This is a genomic window from Saccharopolyspora sp. NPDC049426 (assembly GCF_040676935.1).
Classification (GTDB): domain Bacteria; phylum Actinomycetota; class Actinomycetes; order Mycobacteriales; family Pseudonocardiaceae; genus Saccharopolyspora.
Genome location: NZ_JBFAPZ010000019.1, coordinates 37,641 through 59,803, shown reverse-complemented (window position 1 = coordinate 59,803; position 22,163 = coordinate 37,641). Strand labels below are relative to the sequence as shown.

Here is a 22,163-nt window from a genome sequence, read left to right as displayed (position 1 = left end):
TACCGCAGTAATCCGGGTTTCCACGGAACACCGCAGTAATCGGGGGGCTGATTACGGCGGTATTCGGGGTTTTGGTTGGGTGGGGTGAGTCAGGGTTGGGTTTGGGGTCGGGTTGCTCGGTGGCCGAGGAGGCCTCCGAGTGCGGTGATGATGGCCAGGAGGAGCAGGAGCGTTGCTGCCGACCAGGATTGCTGGTCGCTGGCGATGAGCAGGGCGCTGGCCGCCAGGGGGACGAATCCGCTGATCAGACCGCTGAGGTTGGAGGAGATCGCGACGCCGCTGTAGCGCAGGTGCACCGGGAACAACCCGGCCAGCAGCGAACCCGAGACCGCGTACGGGATCGACAGGCAGTTGATGCCCAGGGTCACCGCGATGATCACCAGCACCGGGTTGCGCGTGTCGATCATCCAGAACACCGGGAACGCCGCCAGCGCGGACAGGACCCCGCCCCACAGGCAGACCTTGCCGGGGCTGAACCGGTCGGCCAGCCTGCCGCCGAAGATCAGCGTCACGACCTCGGCCGCCGCCGCGAACAACGTCGCACCCAGCATCAACGACTTCGGCAGTCCCAGCTGACCCGAGCCGTAGCTGATCACGAAGGTGGTCAGCAGGTAGAAGCCGCCGATGCCGATCAGCGACGCCGCGATGCCGATCAGCACCTGCCGCCAGGCGGTGCGGAACAGCTCCACCGCGGGCACCGAGGCCCGATCGTGCTCGGCGAGCATCTGCTCGAACAGCGGCGACTCCCCGACCCTGCGCCGCAGGTACAGCGCGACGCCCAGCAGCGGGAAGGCCGCAAGGAACGGCAGTCGCCAACCCCACGAGTCGAACGACTCGTCGGGCAGCATCGCCACCAGGTAGAACCCGCCCGAGGACAGCAGCGTGCCGATCGGCGAACCGATCTGCGGCAGAGCCGCGAACCGCCCGCGCTGCTCCGGCGGTGCGTGCTCCACGGCGAGGGTGACCGCACCGCCCCACTCACCGCCGACCGCGATGCCCTGCAGCACGCGCAGCGCGGTCAGCAGCAGCGGAGCGGCCAGACCGATGGCCATGAAGTCCGGCAGCAGACCGATGAACCCGGTGACCACGCTGATCAGCGTGACCGTGATGAGCAGGCTGCGCCTGCGCCCGATGCGGTCGCCGAGGTGGCCGAACACCACCGCGCCGAGCGGCCGCGCGAGGAAACCGATCGCGAACGAGGCGAAGGCGGCCAGCGTGGCCACCGCCGGATCCTCGGTCGCGAAGTACAGCCGGTCGAACACGATCGACGCGGCCGTGCCGTAGAGGAAGTAGTCGTACCACTCCAAGGCGGTGCCGACGAACGCGGCGAACGCGACCTTGCGCGCCTCCGCTGGGTCGGTGCGTGGCGTGCTCGCTGTTTCGGTCACGGGGCCTCCCGGTGTGCCGGATCAGGTGGGGACTTCTGCGAACTCGTCGGCTCCGTGCACCGGACGACCGGCGACGAACGTGGCGCGCACGTCGATGTCGCCGATCTCCGGGACGGGCACGGCGGTCGGGTCGGCGTCGAGCAGCACGAGGTCGGCGAACATGCCCGCGGCGATCTGGCCGCGCTGGTGCTCCTGACCGGCCGCCCACGCCGCGTGGGTGGTGTAGGCGCGCAGCGCCTCGACGGCGTCGACCCGCTCGTCGGGGGCGAGCACGCGCCCGGCCTTGGTGGTGCGGTCGACCATCGCGCGCATCCCCAGCAGCGGCGCCCCGTTGGACACGCACGGACGGTCCGAGCTGCCGGGCACCACCAGGCCGGCGTCCAGGAAGGACCGGTGCCGGTAGAGCCAGGGCTCCCGCTCCTCGCCGACCGCTCCGATCATGGTGTCGCCGATCTCGTAGAGGAACCGCGACTGCGGCACGGGAATCACGCCCAGCGCGGCCATCCGGGAGAGCTGGTCGGGGCGCACCATCGCCGAGTGCTCGATGCGGTGCCGCGCGTCCGGTCGCGGAACCTCGCGCTGCGCCTGCTCGAACGCCTCCAGCGTCAGGTCGATGGCGCGATCGCCGATGGCGTGCGCGGCGACTCGCCAGCCGCCACGGTGCGCGGTGCGGATCCGCTCGCGCAGCACGTTCGGGTCGTCGCCGAGCACGCCGTGACCGCCGTGCCCGTGGAAGGGGTCGGTGACCGCGGCGGTGCGACTCGACAGCGCGCCGTCGGTGAAGATCTTCATCGGCCCGATGCGCAGGAAGTCGTCGCCGAAACCGCTGCGCAGCCCAAGATCCAGGCCGAAGGCGTCCGGACCGACCTGGTGCAGCACCTCGTTGGCGGGCATCAGCTCCACGCGCAGCGGCAGCTCGCCGCGCTGCCGCGCCAGCTGGTACGCGGCGGCCTCGGCCGGGCTGTGCCCGATCCAGCCGCCGCCGATGCCCGCTTCGGTGACGTGCGTGAGCCCTTCGGCCGCGTAGCGCTTCGCGGCGCGGCCGATCGCCGCCACCAGCTCCTCGACCGGGTAGGGCTTGACCAGCGCGTCGACCAGCTGCTGCGCCTGCTCGGCGAGCAGCCCGGTCGGCGCCCCCTCCGCGTCGCGCTCGACCACGCCGCCCTCGGGAACGCGGGCCGAACCGTCCAGAACGCCTGCCTTGGCGAGGATTTCGGTGCTGGCCACGCACATGTGCGCCGAGCGGTGCTTGAGCCACACCGGCCTGCCGCCGCCCGCGCGGTCGATCTTGGCGCGGTCCGGGTGCCCGCCGATGACGAAGTCGTCGTAGCCGGATCCGATCACCCAACATTCGGAGGGCAGTTCGGCGGCCTTGGCGGCGACCAGGTCGTAGAGCTCCTCGGCCGATCGGCAGCCGGACAGGTCGAGCTCGGCGAGCGAGAGCCCGTACCAGACCATGTGGTTGTGCGAGTCGGCGAATCCGGGCGACACGACCGCGCCGCCGCCGTCGATCACCTGCCGTGCGGGCAGGTCGGCGATCTCCTCGTCCACCCCGACGATCCGCCCACCGAGCACGCCGATGGTGTGCGCGGTGGGGTGGTCCGGGTTCATGGTCAGCGCGCGGACGTCGCGCAGCAGCAGGTCCAGCACTTCGTTCCTCTCCTCAGCCCAGGTGGTGCGTGCGGGTCAGCGGCAGCGTTGCCGCACGGTGCACGTCGATCTCTACACCGTCGACCGACACCGGGCCCGGTTCGCGCGGGACTTCCACGCGCGGGGTCGCGGTGTTGCGCACCATGTCCGCCCTCGTCAGCCCCCTGCTGTCGCGCACGGAGGCGTAGTTCGGGCCGCTGGGCAGGCGCGCGCGGTCGGCGGCGTCGGCGACGAACACCGCGGACAGCCTGCGGGGCGCGGCGCCGAGTCCGCCGAAGAAGGGGCGCATGACCCTCGGTTGGGTGAGCCGGGTGGACCCGGATCCCGATCCGCTGGCACCCCAGGCGACGAACCCGGACTTGATCACCAGGTCGGGTTCGGCGCCGAACCAGGCCGGTTGCCACAGCACGATGTCGGCGAGCCTGCCCGGCAGCAGCGATCCGACCTCGTGGGCCATGCCGTGCGCGATCGCCGGGTTGAGGGTGATCTTGGCGAGGTAGCGCAGCACCCGCTCGTTGTCGGCGTGCTCGGGCCCGGTCTCGCCGGCGAGCGCGGCCTGCACGTGCGCGAGCTGCCAGGTGCGGCGGGCGGTTTCGGCGATGCGGCCCATGCCCATGGAGTCGGAGTTGACGATGCTGATCGCCCCGGAGTCGTGCAGCGCGTTCTCGGCGGCGATGCCGTGCTCGCGAACCCTGCTGCCCGCGATGCTCTTGTCGCTGTCCACCATGGGGTGTCCCTTGTGGACGGTCATGGTCATCGGGAAGAGCTCGGCGACCGTCGCCCGGGTCAGCGGCAGCGTCGGGGTGGTCGAGGAGGTCAGCACGTGCGGACTGCCCACGACCTCCAGCAGGTCGGGATGCCCGCCGCCGCCCTCGACGTGGTAGGCGTGCACCGTGCGGCCCCGCGTCGCGTCGAGCGTGTCGGCGAGGAAGCCGGACTCGTTGAGCGTGTCGGTGTGCAGCGCGACCGGCAGGTCCGCCTGATCGGCCACGCCCAGGCAGGTGTCCACGATGTGCGGGGTGGCGCCCCAGTCCTCGTGGATCTTGAACCCGCCCGCTCCGGACAGGACCGCCCGTTCCAGCAGGTCGTTCGACGACGACGATCCGCGTGCCAGGAACGCGACGTTGATCGGCACGTCCCGCCACGCCTCGATCATCGAGTGCAGGTTGTGGGCGGGGTTCGCGCCGACGTCCCACACCCCGCCCATGCCCATGCCCACCAGCGAGGTCACCCCGGCCGCCAGCGCGGCGGGCACCACCTCGGGGCTGGACAGGTGCACGTGCGAGTCGACCACGCCCGGCGTGGCGATCAGGCCGTCGCCGGTGATCATCGCGGTGTGCGAGTCGACGACCAGCTCCACGCCGTTCCCGGCCTCCGGGTTGCCCGCGCGCCCGACCCCGACGACGCGTCCTTCCTTGATCCCGATGTTGGTCTTGCGCACGCCCAGCACCGGATCCAGCAGCAGCACCCCGAGGATCACCATGTCCAGCGCGCTGTCCCGGCCCGCCTTCGGCGCGACGAGCAGTCCGTCGCGGGCGGTCTTGGCGCAGCCGCCGAGCATCTCCTCGCCGGGCTCGGTGTCGTCGTCCTCGACGCGCACCCACAGGTCGGTGTCGGCGAGCCGCACCAGGTCACCCGTGGTCGGTCCGTACAGCGCCGCGTAGCGTTCCCGGGACAGGCTGGTCATCGTCGGCCTCCCATCGCCACGAGGCCGAGTTCCTTGCGCTCCCCCGCTTCCAGGCGCACCGCCGTGCCCGCGGGCACCGCCAGCCGGAAACCGGCGAGCTCGACATCGCTGCGCACCGCCGGGTTGAGCTGGTCCAGCGGGAAGTGGGAGGAGATCCACACCGGGCGTTCACCGGTGTTGTGCAGCCACGCCGTCCGCCGCTCGCGGCCGGCGGCCAACTCGATCTCGCCGTCGGCGGCGCGCACCGCTCCCGGCGCGTCCGGACCGGGCGGGCCGAACGGCTGCGGCACGTGCACCAGCGAGCTGCCGTGCGGGAACAACGCCTCGACCTGGATCACCGGGACGGCGGCGGGAACTCCCGGACGGACCTGGTCGGCGGTCAGCAGCGCGCCGGCCCGCCGCACGATCTCGTCGATGTCCACGCCGTCCCAGGCGAGTTCGCAGATCTCGTCGCACACGTAGGCCACGGCGTCGGGTGCGCCGAGCAGCGCGCCGCGGGCCAGCCTGCGACGGGCCAGCTCCGCGGCGGTGAACAGGTTCAGCCGCTCCTGCTCGCGGGGCGTCAAGTGCATGAGAGCACAGTCCTCTGGTCACCGGCCCAGCACAATGATGGAACCACGCCATCTGATCGCTCTAGATTGGGCGGATGCACACTTCGCTTCACGAGCCCGTCACACCCGACGGGCCGTTGCGCAGACTGGTGCACTCCTGCCTGGACGATCTCGACGAGCTGGTCGCGGTGTTCCTGGCGGAGCTGCGCTCGATGGAGCCCTACGCCAGCGACGCGGTGCCGTGGTCGGAGCTGCGCGAACACGCCGAGGGGAGCATGGAGCTGCTGCTGCGGCTGGCCGGTGGTCTGGCGGTGCCCGACCGGCTGGGCGACCTGTGCGAGCGCATCGGGCGCAGCCGCGCGCAAGCGGGCGTGCCGCTGGAGGTGCTGCTGCACGCGGTGCGCGTCGACTTCCGGATCCTCTGGGACGCCTTCGCGCGCCGGGTGTCCGAGGACGAGCTGCCCTCGCTGGTGCGCAGCGCCTCGCGGGTGTGGGCCGCGGTCGACCACCACACCACGCGCATCCACCTCGCCTACTTGTCCGAAGCCGCGGTGGTGGCCCGCGAGCAGGAGCACGAGCGCGCCCAGCTGGTGGCGCGGCTGCTGACCACCGACGCCCGCGATCCGCAGGTGGTCGCGCAGGTCGCCACGGCGCTCGACGTCTCCGCCGACGCGGACTTCGCGGTGGCCGCCGCCCCGCTGCCGGCCACCCGGCCGCTGCGCGACGCGGCCGACGAGCTGTCGTCCCGGGGAATCTCGGTGCACCTGCAGGACGTCGACCGGCGGCCGGTGCTCATCGCGCAGCTGCCCGCCGGTGTCGCGGCGGTGCCGCAGCGCTGGTTGCAGGAAGTCCCGTGCGGGCTCGCACCCGTGGCCCGCACGCTGGCGGGCGTGCCGCGCGCGGTGCGCATCGCCGCCGAGCTGGCCGGAACCGGCGCGACCGAATCGGGTCCGAGAGCGCTGCCCGACGTCTGGTCGTCGGTGGTGGCGGGCAGGCTGGGCGAGCTCGGCGACGCGCTGGCCGCCGAGGTGTTCGGCAGGATGCGCGGCATCGGCGCGGGCGAGCGGTCGCGGCTGCTGGAGACCGCGGCCGCCTACCTGCGCACCGGATCGGCCGGTGCGGTGGCCGGTGAGCTGTACTGCCACCGCAACACCGTGCTCAACCGGCTTCGCCGCATCGACGAGCTCACCGGCTGCGATCTCACCCGTCCCGACCAGGCCGCCCTGTTCACCGTGGCGCGGGCCTGCGAGCGGAGTGCGTGATTTCGGACCTCATGCGCGATATCGAACACCGTGCGGTGCATCGGCCGTCCGGCGTACTACGGTGGACGCGGACCTCTCCCGATCGCGCAAAGGATGGGACGTTGACCGCGACGCAGATCCCGGACACCACCCGAGCCGAACTCGACGCCGCACTCCAGCGGGCCGCCGACGCCGCCGAGCCCTTCGGCGAGCAGGCCCCGGCCGAGCGCGCCCGCCAGCTGCGGGCCGTCGCCGACGCCCTGGACGCGGCGGCCGGCGAGCTGATCCCGCTGGCCCGCAACGAGTCTCACCTGTCCGAGGGCCGTTTGACCGGTGAGCTCAAGCGGACCACCTTCCAGCTGCGCCTGTTCGCCGACACCGTCGAGCCCGGCGACCACCTGCAGGTCACCTTCGACCGAGCCGACCCGGACTTCGCGCTGGGCCCCAAGCCGGACCTGCGGCGGATGCTGCTGCCGGTGGGCCCGGTGCTGGTGTTCGCCGCCAGCAACTTCCCGTTCGCGTTCTCCGTCGCCGGTGGCGACACCGCTGCAGCGCTGGCCGCCGGTTGCCCGGTGGTCCTCAAGGGCCACCCCGGTCACCCGGAGCTGTCGGTGCGGACCGGTGAGATCGTCGCCGAGGCGCTGCGCTCGGCCGGTGCGCCGGAGGGCGCGTTCAGCGTCGTGCTCGGCTTCGACACCGGCACCGACGCGCTGCGGGACGAGCGGATCAAGGCGGCCGCGTTCACCGGATCCGTTCCCGCCGGGCGCGCGCTGTTCGACATCGCCAACTCGCGGCCGAAGCCGATCCCGTTCTTCGGTGAGCTCGGCAGCCTCAACCCGGTGTTCGTCGCCCCGGGTGCCGTCGCCGCGCGCGGCACCAACATCGCCAAGGGCTACGTGACGTCCTACTCCGGCAACGCCGGTCAGCTGTGCACCAAGCCCGGCCTGCTGTTCCTGCCCGCCGACCACGGTCTGGAGGGCGCGCTCGCCGAGGAGTCGGCGGCCGTGGCATCCCACCGGCTGCTCAACGAGCGGCTGCACGAGGGCTACTGCGGTCGGCGTTCGGTCGTCACCGACGTGCCGGGGGTGCGCGTGCTCGCCGACGGCGCGAGCGGCTCCGCCGAGGACGGGGCCGCGCCCACACTGCTGGCCACCGACGTGGACACCCTGCTGGCGAACCGGGACGCGCTGCTGGAGGAAGTCTTCGGCCCGCTGTCCATCGTGGTCACCTACACCTCGGAGGACGAGGCCCGCCGCGCTGCGGAGGCGTTCGAGGGCAACCTCACCGCGACGGTCCACGCGGAGGACTCCGACACCGACTTCGTCGCCACGCTCCTGCCGCGCCTGCGGGAGCGCGCCGGGCGCCTGCTGTTCAACGGCTGGCCGACCGGCGTCGCCGTCTCCCACGCCATGCAGCACGGCGGCCCCTACCCGGCCACCACGGACGCCCGCTTCACCTCGGTCGGCACGGCGGCCCTCGACCGCTTCCTCCGCCCGGTGACCTACCAGAACGTCCCGGCGGCCCTGCTCCCCGAACCGCTCCAGGACCAGAACCCCTGGAACATCCCGCAGAAGGTCCACGCAGCGGGGTAGGACAACGCCCCATCCGGCAACGACCGCAGCCGCACCACCCGCGCGCGAGTTCCTGTGCGGGCCGGGGGTCCCGTTGCCCACCGGGGCTCTTCCAATTTCGCGCGAAATTCGACGGCCTGAGCTCGCCTTCGAATTTCGCGCGAAATTCGAATTCGTCGCCCGTGCGGGTGACGTGGGTGCTCAGGGGGTTCGGCGGTAGCGGGCGACCGTGACCGCGGCCGTCGGGGTGACGGGTGACGGCAGGGCGGCGATCTTGGCTTCGAGGGCTTCGGGCGTGGTGTGCCAGGCGCTGGGCCCCATGGCCACGGCTGCCAGGGCCTCGGCGCGGGTCAGTTCGAGCCGGAACTCGACCGCGCGCCGCTCCAGCGGGGTGAAGTGCCCTCCGAGCTGGTCGGCGAGGCGTTCCGGTTTGGACTCGTCGACGTTGAGCAAGCCCAGGTGGTCGACCAGACCGGTCAGGTGACCGGGATCGGGGATCACGACGACGAGCTCACCACCGGGACGCAGGATCCGGCGCATCTCCGAGGCGTTGCGCGGAGCGAAGACGTTGAGCACGACACCGGCCGCGCCGGTGCGGATCGGCAGCGGCTGCCAGGCATCGGCCACCGCCGCGCCCACGCGCGGGTGCGCCTTGGCCGCCCGGCGGCACGCGTACTTGGAGACGTCCAGGGCCACGCCGATCCGATCGCCGAGGGCGCGGGCCAGGTAGAAACCGGTGCCGGCCCCGACGTCGACCACCGGGCCGTCGCCGGTGACCGCTGATGCCACCGCGTCGGCGATCGGGTCGTAGTGCCCGGCGCCCAGGAACCCGGCGCGGGCGGCGACCATCTCCGCGGTGTCACCGACGACCTTGCTGCGACCCGAGAGCAGGCTGACGTAGCCCTGCCGCGCGAAGTCGAACACGTGGTTCGACGAACACCGCAGCGAGTTCCCGCTGCGCTCCAGGTCGAGTCCGCAGTGCGGGCAGGCCAGCAGCTCCACCACCTCGTCCAGCACAGCCCAGCCTCCACACACTTCGCAGATGCGCGATTCTAGGTCCTGTCACGGAATCGCCCAGCGGTACGGGTGGCGGTGAGCGGCTCCGCGGACTCCGCCGCGGCGGTGCGGGGTGAGCCCGACACCTGACACAGTGGCTCCGCCGCATGGTCACCGGCGGATGCGGCGAGCGGCGCGGAAGGAGGCGCGGCGATGTGGCACTGGCTGAGCGCACCCGAGTACCAGGCGGCGAGGTTCGCCGTCACCCACCTGATCGCCCTGATCTACCTGATCGGCTTCGTCTGCTTCCTGCGGCAGTTCCGCGGTCTGCTCGGTGAGCGCGGGCTGACTCCGGTCTCCCGGTTCGTCGCGCGGGTGCCGTTCCGCCGGGCACCGAGCGTGTTCCACTTCCGCAGCTCCGACCGGTGGCTGGCGGGCGTGGCCTGGACCGGCATCGCCGCGAGCCTGCTCGCCCAGTTCGCGGACTTCGCTCCGGTGTGGGGCTGGATGCTCGTGTGGGCGTTGCTGTGGGTGCTGTACTCCTCGATCGTCAACGTCGGCCAGGTCTGGTACGGCTTCGGCTGGGAATCGCTGCTGCTCGAAGCCGGTTTCCTGGCGATCTTCCTGGGTCCGGCGCACGTCGCCCCACCGGCGCCGGTGCTGTGGCTGCTGTGCTGGCTGTTGTTCCGCGTCGAGTTCGGCGCCGGGCTGATCAAGCTGCGCGGCGACTCCTGCTGGCGCGACCTCACGGCGCTGCACTACCACCACGAGACCCAGCCGATGCCGGGTCCGCTGAGCCGCCGGTTCCACCTGCTGCCGCGCCCGCTGCACAAGGTGGAGGTGCTGGCCAACCACGGGACGCAGCTAGTCGTGCCGTTCCTGCTGTTCGCCCCGCAACCGGTGGCGACCGCGGCGGCGGCGATCATCGTCGTGACGCAGCTGTGGCTGATGCTCAGCGGGAACTTCGCCTGGCTGAACTTCCTGACCATCACCCTGGCGTTCGCCGCGGTCGGCGGGCCACCGGTCGCGCTCCCCGATCCGCCGGGCTGGTTCGCGGTGCTCGTGCTGGCGGTGACGGCGCTGTTCGTGGTGCTCGCCTACTGGCCGGTGCGCAACATGCTGGGCCGCGGTCAGGTGATGAACCGCAGCTTCAACCGGCTGCACCTGGGCAACACCTACGGCGCGTTCGGCAGCATCACCCGGGTGCGGTACGAGGTCGTGGTGCTCGGCGCGAGCGGCCCGGCGGGCCCGTGGCGGGAGTACGGGTTCAAGGGCAAGCCCGGCGACCCCGCGCGCAGGCCACCGCAGGTCGCGCCGTACCACCTGCGCCTGGACTGGCTGATGTGGTTCGTGGCCATCAACCCGTCCTACGGACGCGGCTGGTTGCCCCGGTTCATGGCGGCTCTGCTGCGCGGTGAAGCCCCGGTTTTGGCGCTGCTCCGCCACAACCCGTTCCCGGACGAGCCGCCGAAGCTGGTCAAGGCCGACCTCTACCGCTACCGCTTCACCACACGCCGGGACCGCCGCGAAACCGGCGACCACTGGAGCAGGACCAGGGCCTCGGACCTCGTTCCGCCCCTGAGCCTCGACGACCTGTGATCACCCCTGGGCGGCGGCTTCGAGTTCGGCGATGTCGAGCTTGCCCATCTTCAGCATCGCCTTCATGACCCGGTCGGAGACTGCGGGATCCGGTGAGGTGATCAGTTCCAGGAGGCGGCGGGGCGTGATCTGCCAGGACAGGCCGTAGCGGTCCTTGAGCCAGCCGCAGGGGCCGTGCTCGCCACCTTCGCCGAGCTGCTCCCACAGCCGGTCGGCCTCCTCCTGCGACTCGCAGGTGACCTCCAGCGAGACCGCCTCGGTGAACTTGAACTGGGGTCCCCCGTTGATCCCGACGAACTGCTGGCCGAACAGTTCGAACTGCACCACCAGCACCGTGCCGGGCTCGCCCGGACCGGCCTCGCCGTGGTGCATGACGTGCACGATGCGCGAATCCGGGAAGATCGAGCAGTAGTACGTCGCGGCCTCCTCGGCTTCGGTGTCGAACCACAGGTTCGGGGTGATCTTCTGGGTGAACTCGTACATGGGTCTGCCCTTCGTCGCGGGAAACCAGACTGAAGGGGTAGACCCGCTCACGCAGCGGAACTCATCGGTCAGAACCTTTGAGAACGCGGCGAAGCCGCTTTGCCTTTTCGCCATCTGCGCAACTGGCACCGCCGCGGGTTCTGAGCGGTGCTGTGCCGAGCACGCCGCGACGCCGATGTCCACCCTGGGGTAAGCGGAATACATAAGGAGTGGCGCGCGGAGTCCACAGCGCCGCTCAGGTTCCGCTACCCGCACCGTTGAGCAAGGTGACCCCAAACCGTCTTAGAACGCCGGGCGCAGCGGCATGCGCGCGTCGGTGCCGTCGAGCTTGACGCCCAGCACCTGGTGCAACTGGATGTTGTTGCGCTCGAACCCGAGCCGGCAGGCGGCCATGTACAGCCGCCACACGCGCGCCCGCGCGTGACCGGCCTCGGCGACCGCGGCCGACCAGTTGCGGTCGAGGTTCTCGCACCAGTGGGCCAGCGTCAGCGCGTAGTGCTCGCGCAGGTTCTCCTCGTGGCGCACCTCGAAGCCGTTGTCGTTCATCGCCGACACCAGGGTGCCGACCGGTTCGAGCTCGCCGTCGGGGAACACGTAGCGGCCGATGAACTTGCCCGTTCGCGCCCTCTGGTGACCGTGCGGGCGGGTGATGCAGTGGTTGAGAAGCCGGCCACCCGGCACCAGCTTGTCCTGCAGGAACGAGAAGTAGTGCGGCAGCTGCTTGAGACCGATGTGCTCGGTCAGGCCGATGGAGCTCACGGCGTCGAACCCGGTTTCCGGCACGTCGCGGTAGTCCATGTAGCGGACCTCGGCGAGGTCGGCCAGGCCGCGTTCGGCGATGGTCTTCTGCGCCCACTGCGCCTGCTGCCGCGACAGCGTGACGCCCAGCCCGCGCACCCCGTAGTGCTCGGCGGCGTGCATGACCATGCCGCCCCAGCCGCAGCCCACGTCGAGCAGCCGCTGGCCTTCGGACAGGTCGAGCTTGCGGGCCACCAGGTCGTGCTTGGTGAACTGCGCCTGCTCCAGGGTGGCGTCCTGCTCGGGGTAGACCGCGCAGGTGTAGGCCATTGACGGGCCGAGGACGTACTCGTAGAACCGGTTGGAGACGTCGTAGTGGTACGAGATCGACTGGCTGTCGCGGTTCTTGGAGTGCCGCCAGCCGCGCGAGCGGTGCTCGACCTCCGGCACCCGGACCGGCCACCAGAACCGGTACCCGGCCAGCTTGAAGAACAGTTCGCGGCGCAGCTCCGCGGGCACGTCGTTGAGCGTCACCGACGGGAACGCCGCCAGCGCGCTGTACATGTCGCCGTGCACTTCCAGCGCGCCGCTGACGTAGGCGCGGGCGAGTCCCAGTTCACCGGGCGCGTTGGCCAGGTGCGACAGCGCCAGCGGTGAGCGGACTTCCACGCGCACATCGGCCCCAGCGGTCCCGGCTCGGCTGCCGTCGAAGGCTCGGATCTCCACCGACAGGTCGCCGCCGAGAATCCGCTCGAACACCCCTGCCCATCCCATCAGAGGGCCTCCTTTCCAGTTTGATGTGTCGTCTGCCCGCGAGTCAGCGCTCGCGAACGCACTTCTCGTACAGCCCCGGCAATCGGTCCTTCGGGTCGTAGGTGTCCTTCAGTCGCTGGTAGGCCGGCCGGTTGTAGAGCCGCCAGAACTCGTCCTCCTCGAAGTAGGAGTTGGAGTACAGCGACTTGTGCCCGTCGAGCTCGGTCACCTTCCGCTCGATCGCGCGGTTGTGCCTGCCCGGCGCCTCGCCGGGGCGCAGCGGGACCGTCGCCCAGAACCCGACGTTGACGTAGAGGGTGTCGGGATCCATCGGGTACAGCGACCAGCCCTCGCGGTCGCGCAGCCGCACCGGGCACAGCCAGATCGGCGAGATGCCGATGTCGCGGTGGAAGAACTCCAGGAACTCCGGCAACCGCTGGACCGGGATCTCGACGTCCTGGATCACCGGTTCGTTGAGGCCCTTGCCCTGCAGCACGGCGAGCCGGTCGGTCACCGAGTGCCGCCGGTCCCAGGCGACGATCCGCCGGTAGACGTCGGAGCGCTTGTACTTCGCCGGCCAGAAGCGGCGGACCAGAGGGTGCTGCACACCGATCGCCCGCGAGCACCAGAACCAGTCGGTGTCCCAGCGCCACAGGTAGTCGTGGATGCTCAGGTGGTCGGTGCGGCGCTGCTGCAGCGACCGGTAGTAGATCTGCTCACCGGTGTAGTCGCTGGCGAACGGCGCGGAGTCCACGTAGGACCCGAAGGTGAGGTAGTGCTCGGTCGGCGTGAACACGGTCCCGTCGACGAAATCGACCTGCTCGCCGTCGAATTCACCGTCCGCGCAGATCCTGGCGATCGCCTCGGTGCACTCGGCGGCGGTGGCGAACGGGACGTGGCGGAGCTTGACGTAGGGCTTGACCCGCTCCAGCTCGATCTCCAGGCGCAGCGCGTAGCCCAGCGTGCCGTAGGAGTTGGGGAAGCCCCGGAACAGATCCGCGTGCTCGTTGTCCGGCCGCGCCACCACCACCGAACCGTCGCCGGTGAGGATCTCCATCTCGCGGACCGACTCGTGCGGCAGCCCGTTGCGGTAGGAGGTCGACTCGATGCCCAGCCCGGCCACCGCGCCACCCAGCGTGATGGTCTTGAGCTGCGGTACCACCTTCGGGATGTGCCCGGTGGGCAGCAGCGCGTCCACGATCTGCTCGTAGGTCGCCATGCCCTGGACCTGCGCGGTCCCGGCTTCGGCATCGACGTCGAAGACCTTGGTGAACCGGCCGACGTCGAGCCCCGGGGTATCCGAGGGGTCGCGGAACCGGAAGAGGTTCGAGGTGGGTTTGGCGAGCCGGACCGGTGCACCGGCCGGCAGTTGTGCGTACTGCGCGACCAGCTCGGCCACGTCGTCGGAATGCTCGCCGATCATCGGCGTTACCCGATCCGCCATACCTCGACCGTAATGCCGGATCCGGTCTCAAGCACCCCCTTTAAAGAGGGACCCGAACCCGCCCGCAAGCCGACGAACAGCCCAAAACCCGTCGGCGACGGGCGGTTCCGGGATCTTCGGTGATCGCAAAACCGCTGGTTGGAGCCACGAATGGGGAGGTCTCGCAGACACTTGCGTGATACATGCAAGTTCAGCGATATTTCGATCACATTTGCTGTGATCGGAGCAATCGTGCGACTCGCTTTCACCCGCGGCGGAGGACATTGCCTCGAGCGGGTGATTCTGGAACAGCTGCAGCGCCTAGCGCCGCTTGAGGGCCCAGGCTCGCAGGCCCCGGAAGCTCTGCACCTTCGTCGGCCCCACCGAGATGAGCTTGTAGCTCTCGTTGCCGCGCAGCGCGGCGGCCATCTCGCGGTCGATGAGCACCGAGGCGGGACGGGCGACCGACGTCAGGCGGCTGGCGATGTTCACCGTCGAGCCGTAGACGTCGCCGAAGCGCGCCAGCACCGGTCCCCGCGCCAGGGCGATCCGCAGCGGCGGCAGCAGGTCGTTCTTGGCGATCTCCTCGTTGAGGGTCAGCGCGATCTCCGCGCCCTCCTGCGGGCTGTCGGCCACGAACAGGACCTCGTCGCCGACGGTCTTGATGACGCGGCCGTGGTTCTGCGCGACCACCCCGCCGGCCAGCGACTCGAAACCGTCGATCAGCCGGGTCAGCTCCAGCTCGGTGAAGTCGCGGATCAACCGGGTGTAGCCGACCAGGTCGGCGAACCCCACGACCTGCACGCGCTCGTCGATGCCCGGATCGCGCTCGTCGAGCTCGCGGGCCACCGTGGCGGCCAGGTGCCGCCGCCACACGTAGTCCTGCATCTTCTCCATGACCGGCACGATCGCCGCCGCCACCTCGGTGGTGGTGTCCACATCGGTGGCGAAGCTCTGCCCCAGCAGCGACTTGAACAGCCCCGTCTGCCACTCGGCCAGCCGGGACATGGTCTGCGCCAGCGAACGGGCCACCGCGGATTCGAGCTCGTCGGGGATCACGTCCGCCGACACCAGCGACACCAGGGCGCGCAGCGCGGCGACGTCGGCGTCGGTGAAGATCACCTCGTCCGAGTCGACATGCGCGAAGCCCATCGCCTGCCACAGCTGCTCGGCGCGCTCCAGGGAAACACCGGAGGCCTCGGCGATCTCGTCCTTGGTGTACTGAGGCGGCGAACCGAGGAGGATCTCCTCGATTCGCCGGATCCGGTCATCGCGACGTTCGGACAACGAGCACGTCGCAATCAGATCGTCGGGACACCTCGGAGGGGACCGAACCGAGGATGCGCCCCTTGAGGGTGTTGAGCCCTCGGGAACCCACGACCAGCAGGTCGGCGCTCTGCTTCTCGGCCGCGCTCAGCAGCACCGAGACCGGCTCGCCGACGGCGGCGACGGTCTCGACGTCGGTCGCACCGGCCTGGCGGGCGGTGTCCGATGCCGTCTGCACCGTGTCCTGGGCCGGAGCCGAACCCATGACCTGGAAGGCCTCGTCGCCGAGCTGATCGGCGGCGCGTTCCAGCTCCTTGGGGTCGGTCGGGTAGTAGGCGCAGACGATCACCAGCCGCGCCGACGAGGCGCTGGCGACCTCGGCGGCCCGGCCAACCGCGCGCAGCGAAGGCGCGGAGCCGTCCGTTCCCACGACGACGGTGCGATAACTGGACATCGCTCTCCCACTTCCTTTGGGGCCGACATTCGACGCTCCGGGTGAGAACACTAACGATCGAGGACGGCCGCAGTCACGGCCCGTGCGCGGGGGCCGCCGCCAGTGCCCCACGCCACGGTGACCGACCTGGACCGTTGTGCCGTTCGACAACCACCTCCCGGAACTGTCGTCCAACAGCACAGCACGACGCTCGAACACGCGACGTACGTTTCGCCGCAACCTGTGATTCGAACAATGGAGTCGACGTGTCAGCACCGAGCCTGCAACCCGGGCGGGGAATATTTCGCCGCAAGCCCATCGAGACCATCACCTCGGACGGCGAGGAAACAGGTCTGAGCAAGTCCCTGGGCTTGTGGCAGCTCACGGCCATCGGCGTCGGCGGCATCATCGGCGCCGGGATCTTCTCGCTGGCAGGCGCGGTCGCCAACGAGAAGGCCGGGCCCGCCGTGCTGATCTCGTTCCTGATCGCCGGCATCGCCAGCGCCGCCGCGGCGTTCTCCTACGCCGAGTTCGCGGGCATGATCCCCAAGGCGGGCTCGGCCTACACCTACGGCTACGCCGTGCTCGGTGAGGTCGTCGGCTGGCTGATCGGCTGGGACCTGCTGCTGGAGTACACCGCGATCGTGGCGGTGGTGGCCATCAGCATCTCCGGGTACTTCAACGAAGTGGTCGGCTACATCGGCGTCGACCTCCCGGTGTGGATGCTCGGCGCACCGGGCACCGAGGAGGAGGGCGTCGCGCCCGGCAGCTACAAGATCAACCTCTTCGCCGTGCTGCTGTGCCTGTTCATCGCCTTCATGCTGAACCTGGGCATGAAGAGCGCCGCGCGGTTCGAGACCTTCCTGGTGTACCTGAAGGTCGCCGTGGTGCTGCTGGTCATCGGCGTCGGCGCCTTCTACATCAACACCGGCAACTACACGCCGTTCTTCCCCTTCGGCGCGAGCGGGGCCATCACCGGTGCCGCGACGGTGTTCTTCGCGGTGTTCGGCTACGACGCCATGAGCACCGCCGCCGAGGAGTCCAAAGAGGCCCAGAAGCACATGCCCAAGGCGATCCTGTACTCGCTGGGCATCTCGATGGTGCTGTACGTGCTGGCCTGCCTGGTGCTGACCGGCATGATCCCGTTCGATCAGATCAAGGGCGAGAGCGCGTTCGCCTCCGCCTTCACCGACGTCGGCCTGCCGATGCTCGGCGCGATCATCGGCGTGGGCGCGATCCTGGGCATCCTCACCGTGATGTTCACCTTCATGCTCGGCGTGACGCGCGTCGGCTACTCGATGAGCCGCGACGGCCTGCTGCCCGCGTGGTTCAGCAAGACCCACCCGGTGCGCAAGGTGCCCACGCGGTTCACCTGGCTGATCGGCATCGCCTCGGCGGTCATCGCCGGGCTGCTGCCCATCGGTGAGGCCGCGGAGCTGACCAACATCGGCATCCTGCTGGCGTTCGTGATCGTGTGCGCGGCGGTGATCGTGCTCCGCTACAAGCGACCCGACCTGCCCCGCGAGTTCAAGACGCCGGGCATGCCGGTGGTGCCGATCATCGGCATCGCGTTCTCGATCTGGCTGGTGACCTTCCTGGCCTGGGAGACCTGGCTGCGGTTCGCGGGCTGGTTCGCCATCGGCCTGGTCATCTACTTCGCCTACGGATACCGGAAGTCGAAGATGAACTCCTGACCGCCGGCACCGGGCCGGCGCGCGTTGCGCCGGTCCGGTGTTGATCGGTTGAGCTCATGTCTGCTGCGTCTCAGCGTGCACTGGATCACAGCGTTATCCGGTGTCGTATGCCTAGGGTTTTCGCTGGCGCCACCGGGGCTTTTCACGGTGCTGCCAGGAGTACGACCGGGCCTCGATGCTGAGGGGTGCTTTGTGACGCGCGTTCGCGAACTGAGCCCGTACGTGGAGCTGCACCGCGCGCAATGGCGGGAGCTGCGCGATTCGCTCCCCCTCCCGCTGAGCGAAGACGAACTGGTCGCGCTGCGCGGCCTCGGCGAACCGGTCGACCTCGACGAGGTCGCCGACGTCTACCTGCCGCTGTCCCGCCTGATCAGCCTCCAGGTCGCGGCCAGGCAGCGGCTGCACGAGAGCACCACGACGTTCCTCGGCGAGGAGACCGGCGGGACCAAGGTTCCCTTCGTCATCGGTCTGGCGGGCAGCGTCGCGGTCGGCAAGTCCACCACCGCCCGCATCCTGCGCACCCTGCTCGCCCGATGGCCCGACCACCCGCGGGTGGACCTGGTGACCACCGACGGGTTCCTGCACTCGAAGGCCGAGCTGGTCCGGCGCGGGCTGATGCACCGCAAGGGCTTCCCGGAGAGCTACGACCGGCGGGCGCTGCTGCGCTTCGTCACCGAGGTCAAGTCCGGGGCTCCCGAGGTCTCCGCCCCGGTGTACTCGCACGTCGCCTACGACATCCTGCCCGATGAGCGGCACGTGGTGCGCCAGCCCGACATCCTCATCGTCGAGGGCCTCAACGTCCTGCAGCCCGGCCCCAGCCTCACCGTCTCGGACCTGTTCGACTTCTCGGTCTACGTCGACGCCCGCACCGAGCACATCGCCCGCTGGTACACCGACCGGTTCCTGGCGCTGCGCAGCACCGCCTTCGCCGATCCGGAATCGCACTTCCACCACTTCGCGGAACTGACCGACTCCGAGGCGCGCGCCGAGGCCGACCACCTCTGGCGCACCATCAACGAGCCCAACCTGGTGGACAACATCCTGCCCACCCGCCCCCGCGCGACCCTCGTCCTCCGCAAGGACATCGACCACACCATCAACAGGGTCCGCCTCCGCAAGCTCTGACCCCGCCCAGCACGGTCGAATTTCGCGCGAAATTCGAAGCCCGAAGCTCGGCCCGCAATTTCGCGCGAAGTTTGAAAAGTCCTCCCTGCGCGGCGTGTTGTGCCTGGTCAGGTCGGGCGGTGTCGGGTGCGCTTGGTGAGCAGCAGTTGGAGGTGGGTGTTGAGGCGTTCGGTCGGGTCGGCGAGGTCGATGCCCGTGAGGTCGGTGGCGCGGCGAACGCGGTAGCGCAGGGTGTTGGGGTGCACGTGCAGGTCCGAACTGGCGGCTTTGACGTCCCCGAAGTGCTCCAGGTAGGCCAGCAGGCTGCGCGCGAGGTCCGTGGCGTGCTCGGAGTCGTGGTCGTGGAGAGCGGTGAGGCGGGCGTCCCGGTAGCGCTCGTTGCCCTGCAGCACGGTGAGGATCTCGCTGATCACCACCTGCGCGCGCACGTCGGAGATCGTGGCGACCTCGGCGTCGATGTCGTGCACCAGCGCGTCCAGCACCCGGTCGGCCTCGGCCCGCGACTCGGCCACCTCGTCCAGCGTCAGCACGGCCGACCCGACTCCCGCCTGCACCCGCGAGGTCAGGTGCTGCTTGGCGGCGGCGACGATCTCGCGGGTCAGCGACAGCGCCGACTGCGCGGCGGAGCGCTCCGGCAGCTCCGGCAGCAGCACGTACACCCGCGACCCGATGGTCGTGACCAGCGCGCTGCGCCGGTAGGCCGAGGCGTGCACCGAGATCAGGCCGGTCATCTCCGCCCGTTGCAGCTCCAGCTCCGAGCGGTCGACGCTGCCCATCGGACGCAGGGTGAACACCGCGACCACGGCAGGCCGGTCCGCGTCGGCGCCGATGTTGTCGGCGACCGAGCGCGCGTCGACCCGGCCTTCCAGCAGCCCGGCCAGCAGGTTCTCCCGGAGCCTCGGTCCCGCGGTGGCCTCTGAGCGCTGCCGGATCAGCTGCAGGGCCGCCAACCTCGCGGCACCGAGCAGCGCGCGTTCGGACCGCTCCGACAGCGGGCGCCGGCCCTCCTGCACCCAGATCGAGCCGAGCGGCTGGCTGCCCGCGTGGATGCCCACGGCCATCCGGCGCCGGATGCCCAGGTCCGGCCGCTCGTCGATGCGCACCACGTCCTCACCTGCGCGTAGTCGCTGGTAGACGCCCCATTCGCGCAGCATCGCCAGGTACTGCTCGGGACCTTGGCGGCCGAGGATGGACAGCCGCCGCAGCTCGTCGACCTCGTCGTCGGAGCGCGAGTAGGCCAGCACGCGGCTGGCGGTGTCCTCGATGCTGACGATGCCGTCGGTCATCGCCGCGACCGTCTGGGCGAGCGAGAACAGGTCGCCCAGCGCCTCGCCGACATCCGCGTCGCTGGTCAGCCGGGCGTTGTCGATCGCGTTGTGGGCGTAGGCCTCCAGGCGCTCCCAGCGGACCTCCGGTCGCACGCCCAGCAGCGCGACGCCGCCCGCCATCGCGGTGTCCCGCAACGCTCGCGCCTCGGGCTCGGAGCCGACCTTGACCGCCACCACCGTGGCGCCGTCGCGGGCCGCGGCCCGCACCAGAGGTGCCGCGGCCCGGCCGCGCGCGCCGATGACCAGCACGAAATCGCTGTCGCGAGCGCTGCCGGACTCCTCCTCGGGGTCGACAATGACCACATCACGAACCTCGACGTCCAAGCCTCGCGGCGCGGCGAGCACATCCACCAGGGGATCGCCGACCGCGGCCAGCAGCTGCCGCAGCGGCACTCCCACATCGGTCACTCCGACCGACTCGACATCACGCGCCATTTGTCCGATCCCACAAGCCGACACCATCAACAATAGCCAACTGAACAAGCTCCGGGCGTGCGTCACACCCTAACCTCCAATCAACACACCCACGGCGTCTCAAGGAGGCGGAACAAGCATGGACGCGATCACCTCGGTGCCGGTGCCCTACAACGAGCCGGTCAAGGGCTACGCGCCCGGTTCGCCGGAACGCGAGTCGCTGCAGAAGCGCGTGGCCGAGCTGGAGTCCGAGCGCATCGAGCTCACCCAGACCATCGGCGGCACCCAGCGCATGGCGGGCGGCGACCGCTTCGACGTCGTCCAGCCCCACGACCACCAGCACGTCCTCGGCACCGCCGCCCAAGCCACCGCGGGCGACGTCGCCGACGCGGTCGCCGCTGCCAAGGACGCCGCCGCCGGTTGGGCCGCGACCTCCTTCGACGAGCGGGCCGCGGTCATCCTGCGCGCCGCCGACCTGCTGGCCGGTCCCTGGCGCGACACCATCAACGGCGCCACCATCCTCGGCCAGTCGAAGTCGGTGCAGCAGGCCGAGATCGACGCCGCCTGCGAGTTCATCGACTTCCTGCGGTTCAACGTCCACTACGCGCGGCAGATCATCGCCGAGCAGCCCCGCTCGGTCCCGGGCGAGTGGAACCGCATGGACTACCGGCCGCTGGACGGGTTCGTCACCGCGATCACCCCGTTCAACTTCACCGCCATCGCCGGGAACCTGCCCACCGCGCCCGCGCTGATGGGCAACACGGTGGTGTGGAAGCCGACCCCGTCGCAGCAGTTCGCCGCGCACTTCACGATGCGGCTGCTCGAGGCCGCCGGACTGCCCCCGGGCGTGATCAACCTCGTCACCGGCGACGGCCACGCCGTCAGCGACGTCGCGCTGACCGACCCGGGCTTCGCGGGCCTGCACTTCACCGGATCGACCGCCACCTTCAAGAAGCTGTGGCGCACCATCGGCGAGAACCTGGACTCCTACCGCAGCTACCCGCGCATCGTGGGCGAGACCGGCGGCAAGGACTTCATCGTCGTGCACCCCTCGGCCGACCCCGCTCCGCTGGCCACCGCGTTCGCCCGCGGCGCCTTCGAGTTCCAGGGCCAGAAGTGCTCGGCCGCTTCCCGCGCCTACGTGCCGCGCTCCATCTGGGAAGGCGGTCTGCGCGAGGAGCTCGCCGATCTGGCGCGCACCATCCACTTCGGCGACGTCACCGACTTCTCCTACTTCGGTGGTGCCGTGATCGACGCGCGCGCCTTCGCCAAGCACAAGGCGGCGCTGGACCGCGCCCAGAGCACCGACACCATCGAGGTCCTGGCCGGCGGCGGGTACGACGACTCGGTCGGCTACTTCGTCGAACCCACCGTCCTGGTGTGCACCGACCCGGCCGACGAGGTCTTCACCACCGAGTACTTCGGGCCGATCCTCGCCGTGCACGTCTACGACGACGCCGGGTACTCCCAGATCCTCGACGTTGTGGACTCCTCCAGCCCGTACGCGCTGACCGGTGCGGTGTTCTCCACCGACCGCACCGCGATCGACGAAGCCCACCGCAAGCTGCGCGGTGCCGCGGGCAACTTCTACGTCAACGACAAGCCCACCGGCTCGATCGTCTCCCGCCAGCCCTTCGGCGGCAGCCGAGCCTCCGGCACCAACGACAAGGCCGGATCGCTGCTCAACATCCAGCGCTGGACCAGCCCGCGCGCCATCAAGGAGACCTGGGACGCGCCGACCGGTCACACCTACCCCCACATGGGATGAGCACGACGGGGTGCCCCGGACGGTCCGGGGCACCCCCTTTATCCGGAACAGCTTG

At 70.3% G+C, this 22,163-nt stretch carries 17 protein-coding genes; 6 read left to right on the top strand and 11 right to left on the bottom strand.

Features of this window, described 5'->3' with window-relative positions:
* Positions 1-89 precede the first annotated feature (89 nt).
* From AB0J78_RS30415 to ureA, 4 genes are read right to left on the bottom strand one after another with little or no spacing between them, the layout of a single operon-like run.
* Positions 90-1,388 (bottom strand): MFS transporter, encoded by a 1,299-nt coding sequence (locus AB0J78_RS30415; RefSeq protein WP_363794978.1) that lies wholly within the window; start codon positions 1,386-1,388, stop codon positions 90-92.
* A 21-nt stretch (positions 1,389-1,409) separates the two neighbouring features.
* The gene (locus AB0J78_RS30410) at positions 1,410-3,038 is read right to left on the bottom strand and encodes an amidohydrolase (protein ID WP_363794976.1); all 1,629 of its coding nucleotides are present in this window, start codon (positions 3,036-3,038) and stop codon (positions 1,410-1,412) included.
* 13 nt (positions 3,039-3,051) lie between these two features.
* The gene (locus tag AB0J78_RS30405) at positions 3,052-4,725 is read right to left on the bottom strand and encodes an urease subunit alpha (RefSeq protein WP_363794974.1); all 1,674 of its coding nucleotides are present in this window, start codon (positions 4,723-4,725) and stop codon (positions 3,052-3,054) included.
* Positions 4,722-5,297 carry an urease subunit gamma gene (ureA, locus tag AB0J78_RS30400; RefSeq protein ID WP_363794972.1) on the bottom strand — a complete coding sequence of 192 codons (576 nt, stop codon included), beginning with the start codon at positions 5,295-5,297 and terminating at the stop codon, positions 4,722-4,724. The genes AB0J78_RS30405 and ureA overlap by 4 nt, the downstream gene beginning before the upstream one ends.
* 74 nt (positions 5,298-5,371) lie before the next feature.
* Between ureA and AB0J78_RS30395 the strand changes: the two genes are divergently transcribed.
* Positions 5,372-6,538: a helix-turn-helix domain-containing protein gene (locus AB0J78_RS30395; RefSeq protein ID WP_363794970.1), complete on the top strand. Its 1,167-nt coding sequence runs from the start codon at positions 5,372-5,374 to the stop codon at positions 6,536-6,538.
* Between the two features lie 101 nt (positions 6,539-6,639).
* Positions 6,640-8,109, top strand: a complete 1,470-nt coding sequence (locus AB0J78_RS30390; RefSeq protein ID WP_363794968.1) for an aldehyde dehydrogenase (NADP(+)) — start codon at positions 6,640-6,642, stop codon at positions 8,107-8,109.
* A 180-nt stretch (positions 8,110-8,289) separates the two neighbouring features.
* Here the strand turns inward: AB0J78_RS30390 and AB0J78_RS30385 are convergent, their stop codons facing one another.
* Positions 8,290-9,105, bottom strand: a complete 816-nt coding sequence (locus AB0J78_RS30385; RefSeq protein WP_363794966.1) for a putative RNA methyltransferase — start codon at positions 9,103-9,105, stop codon at positions 8,290-8,292.
* A gap of 192 nt (positions 9,106-9,297) precedes the next feature.
* Here AB0J78_RS30385 and AB0J78_RS30380 point away from each other — a divergent pair, with 192 nt between their 5' ends.
* Positions 9,298-10,683, top strand: coding sequence for a lipase maturation factor family protein (locus AB0J78_RS30380; RefSeq protein ID WP_363794964.1), 1,386 nt, complete (start codon positions 9,298-9,300; stop codon positions 10,681-10,683).
* Here the strand turns inward: AB0J78_RS30380 and AB0J78_RS30375 are convergent, their stop codons facing one another.
* The 5 genes from AB0J78_RS30375 to AB0J78_RS30355 form a co-directional block, all read right to left on the bottom strand.
* Positions 10,684-11,166, bottom strand: coding sequence for a VOC family protein (locus tag AB0J78_RS30375; RefSeq protein WP_363794962.1), 483 nt, complete (start codon positions 11,164-11,166; stop codon positions 10,684-10,686). It abuts the gene before it with no gap.
* A 282-nt stretch (positions 11,167-11,448) separates the two neighbouring features.
* Entirely contained in the window at positions 11,449-12,678 is a 1,230-nt protein-coding gene (locus AB0J78_RS30370) for a cyclopropane-fatty-acyl-phospholipid synthase family protein (protein ID WP_363794961.1), read from the bottom strand.
* Between the two features lie 43 nt (positions 12,679-12,721).
* Entirely contained in the window at positions 12,722-14,101 is a 1,380-nt protein-coding gene (locus tag AB0J78_RS30365) for an FAD-binding oxidoreductase (RefSeq protein WP_363794959.1), read from the bottom strand.
* Positions 14,102-14,401: 300 nt separating this feature from the next.
* Complete coding sequence (locus AB0J78_RS30360; protein ID WP_363794957.1) at positions 14,402-15,367, bottom strand: adenylate/guanylate cyclase domain-containing protein; 966 nt, start codon at positions 15,365-15,367, stop codon at positions 14,402-14,404.
* Positions 15,348-15,800, bottom strand: a complete 453-nt coding sequence (locus AB0J78_RS30355; RefSeq protein ID WP_363794955.1) for a universal stress protein — start codon at positions 15,798-15,800, stop codon at positions 15,348-15,350. Before AB0J78_RS30355 ends, AB0J78_RS30360 begins: the two co-directional genes overlap by 20 nt.
* A gap of 245 nt (positions 15,801-16,045) precedes the next feature.
* Here AB0J78_RS30355 and AB0J78_RS30350 point away from each other — a divergent pair, with 245 nt between their 5' ends.
* Both AB0J78_RS30350 and coaA read left to right on the top strand, forming a co-directional pair.
* Positions 16,046-17,473, top strand: a complete 1,428-nt coding sequence (locus AB0J78_RS30350) for an amino acid permease (RefSeq protein WP_363794953.1) — start codon at positions 16,046-16,048, stop codon at positions 17,471-17,473.
* Positions 17,474-17,665: 192 nt separating this feature from the next.
* Positions 17,666-18,598: a type I pantothenate kinase gene (coaA, locus tag AB0J78_RS30345; protein ID WP_363794951.1), complete on the top strand. Its 933-nt coding sequence runs from the start codon at positions 17,666-17,668 to the stop codon at positions 18,596-18,598.
* Positions 18,599-18,705: 107 nt separating this feature from the next.
* Here coaA and AB0J78_RS30340 read toward each other — a convergent pair whose 3' ends face one another.
* A complete protein-coding gene (locus AB0J78_RS30340; RefSeq protein ID WP_363794949.1) occupies positions 18,706-20,361 on the bottom strand; it encodes a helix-turn-helix domain-containing protein in 1,656 nt (551 codons plus the stop codon).
* Between the two features lie 118 nt (positions 20,362-20,479).
* On the opposite strand from AB0J78_RS30340, the gene pruA reads away from it, so the two are divergent.
* Positions 20,480-22,108 carry an L-glutamate gamma-semialdehyde dehydrogenase gene (pruA, locus tag AB0J78_RS30335; protein WP_363794947.1) on the top strand — a complete coding sequence of 543 codons (1,629 nt, stop codon included), beginning with the start codon at positions 20,480-20,482 and terminating at the stop codon, positions 22,106-22,108.
* Positions 22,109-22,163 lie beyond the last annotated feature (55 nt).

Coding starts and splice junctions, on each gene's coding strand:
- AB0J78_RS30405 (WP_363794974.1), bottom strand. CDS start 4,725: ATGACCAGCCTGTCCCGGGAACGCTACGCGGCGCTGTACGGACCGACC.
- ureA (WP_363794972.1), bottom strand. CDS start 5,297: ATGCACTTGACGCCCCGCGAGCAGGAGCGGCTGAACCTGTTCACCGCC.
- AB0J78_RS30395 (WP_363794970.1), top strand. CDS start 5,372: ATGCACACTTCGCTTCACGAGCCCGTCACACCCGACGGGCCGTTGCGC.
- AB0J78_RS30380 (WP_363794964.1), top strand. CDS start 9,298: ATGTGGCACTGGCTGAGCGCACCCGAGTACCAGGCGGCGAGGTTCGCC.
- AB0J78_RS30375 (WP_363794962.1), bottom strand. CDS start 11,166: ATGTACGAGTTCACCCAGAAGATCACCCCGAACCTGTGGTTCGACACC.
- AB0J78_RS30370 (WP_363794961.1), bottom strand. CDS start 12,678: ATGGGATGGGCAGGGGTGTTCGAGCGGATTCTCGGCGGCGACCTGTCG.
- AB0J78_RS30365 (WP_363794959.1), bottom strand. CDS start 14,101: ATGGCGGATCGGGTAACGCCGATGATCGGCGAGCATTCCGACGACGTG.
- AB0J78_RS30355 (WP_363794955.1), bottom strand. CDS start 15,800: ATGTCCAGTTATCGCACCGTCGTCGTGGGAACGGACGGCTCCGCGCCT.
- AB0J78_RS30340 (WP_363794949.1), bottom strand. CDS start 20,361: ATGGCGCGTGATGTCGAGTCGGTCGGAGTGACCGATGTGGGAGTGCCG.
- pruA (WP_363794947.1), top strand. CDS start 20,480: ATGGACGCGATCACCTCGGTGCCGGTGCCCTACAACGAGCCGGTCAAG.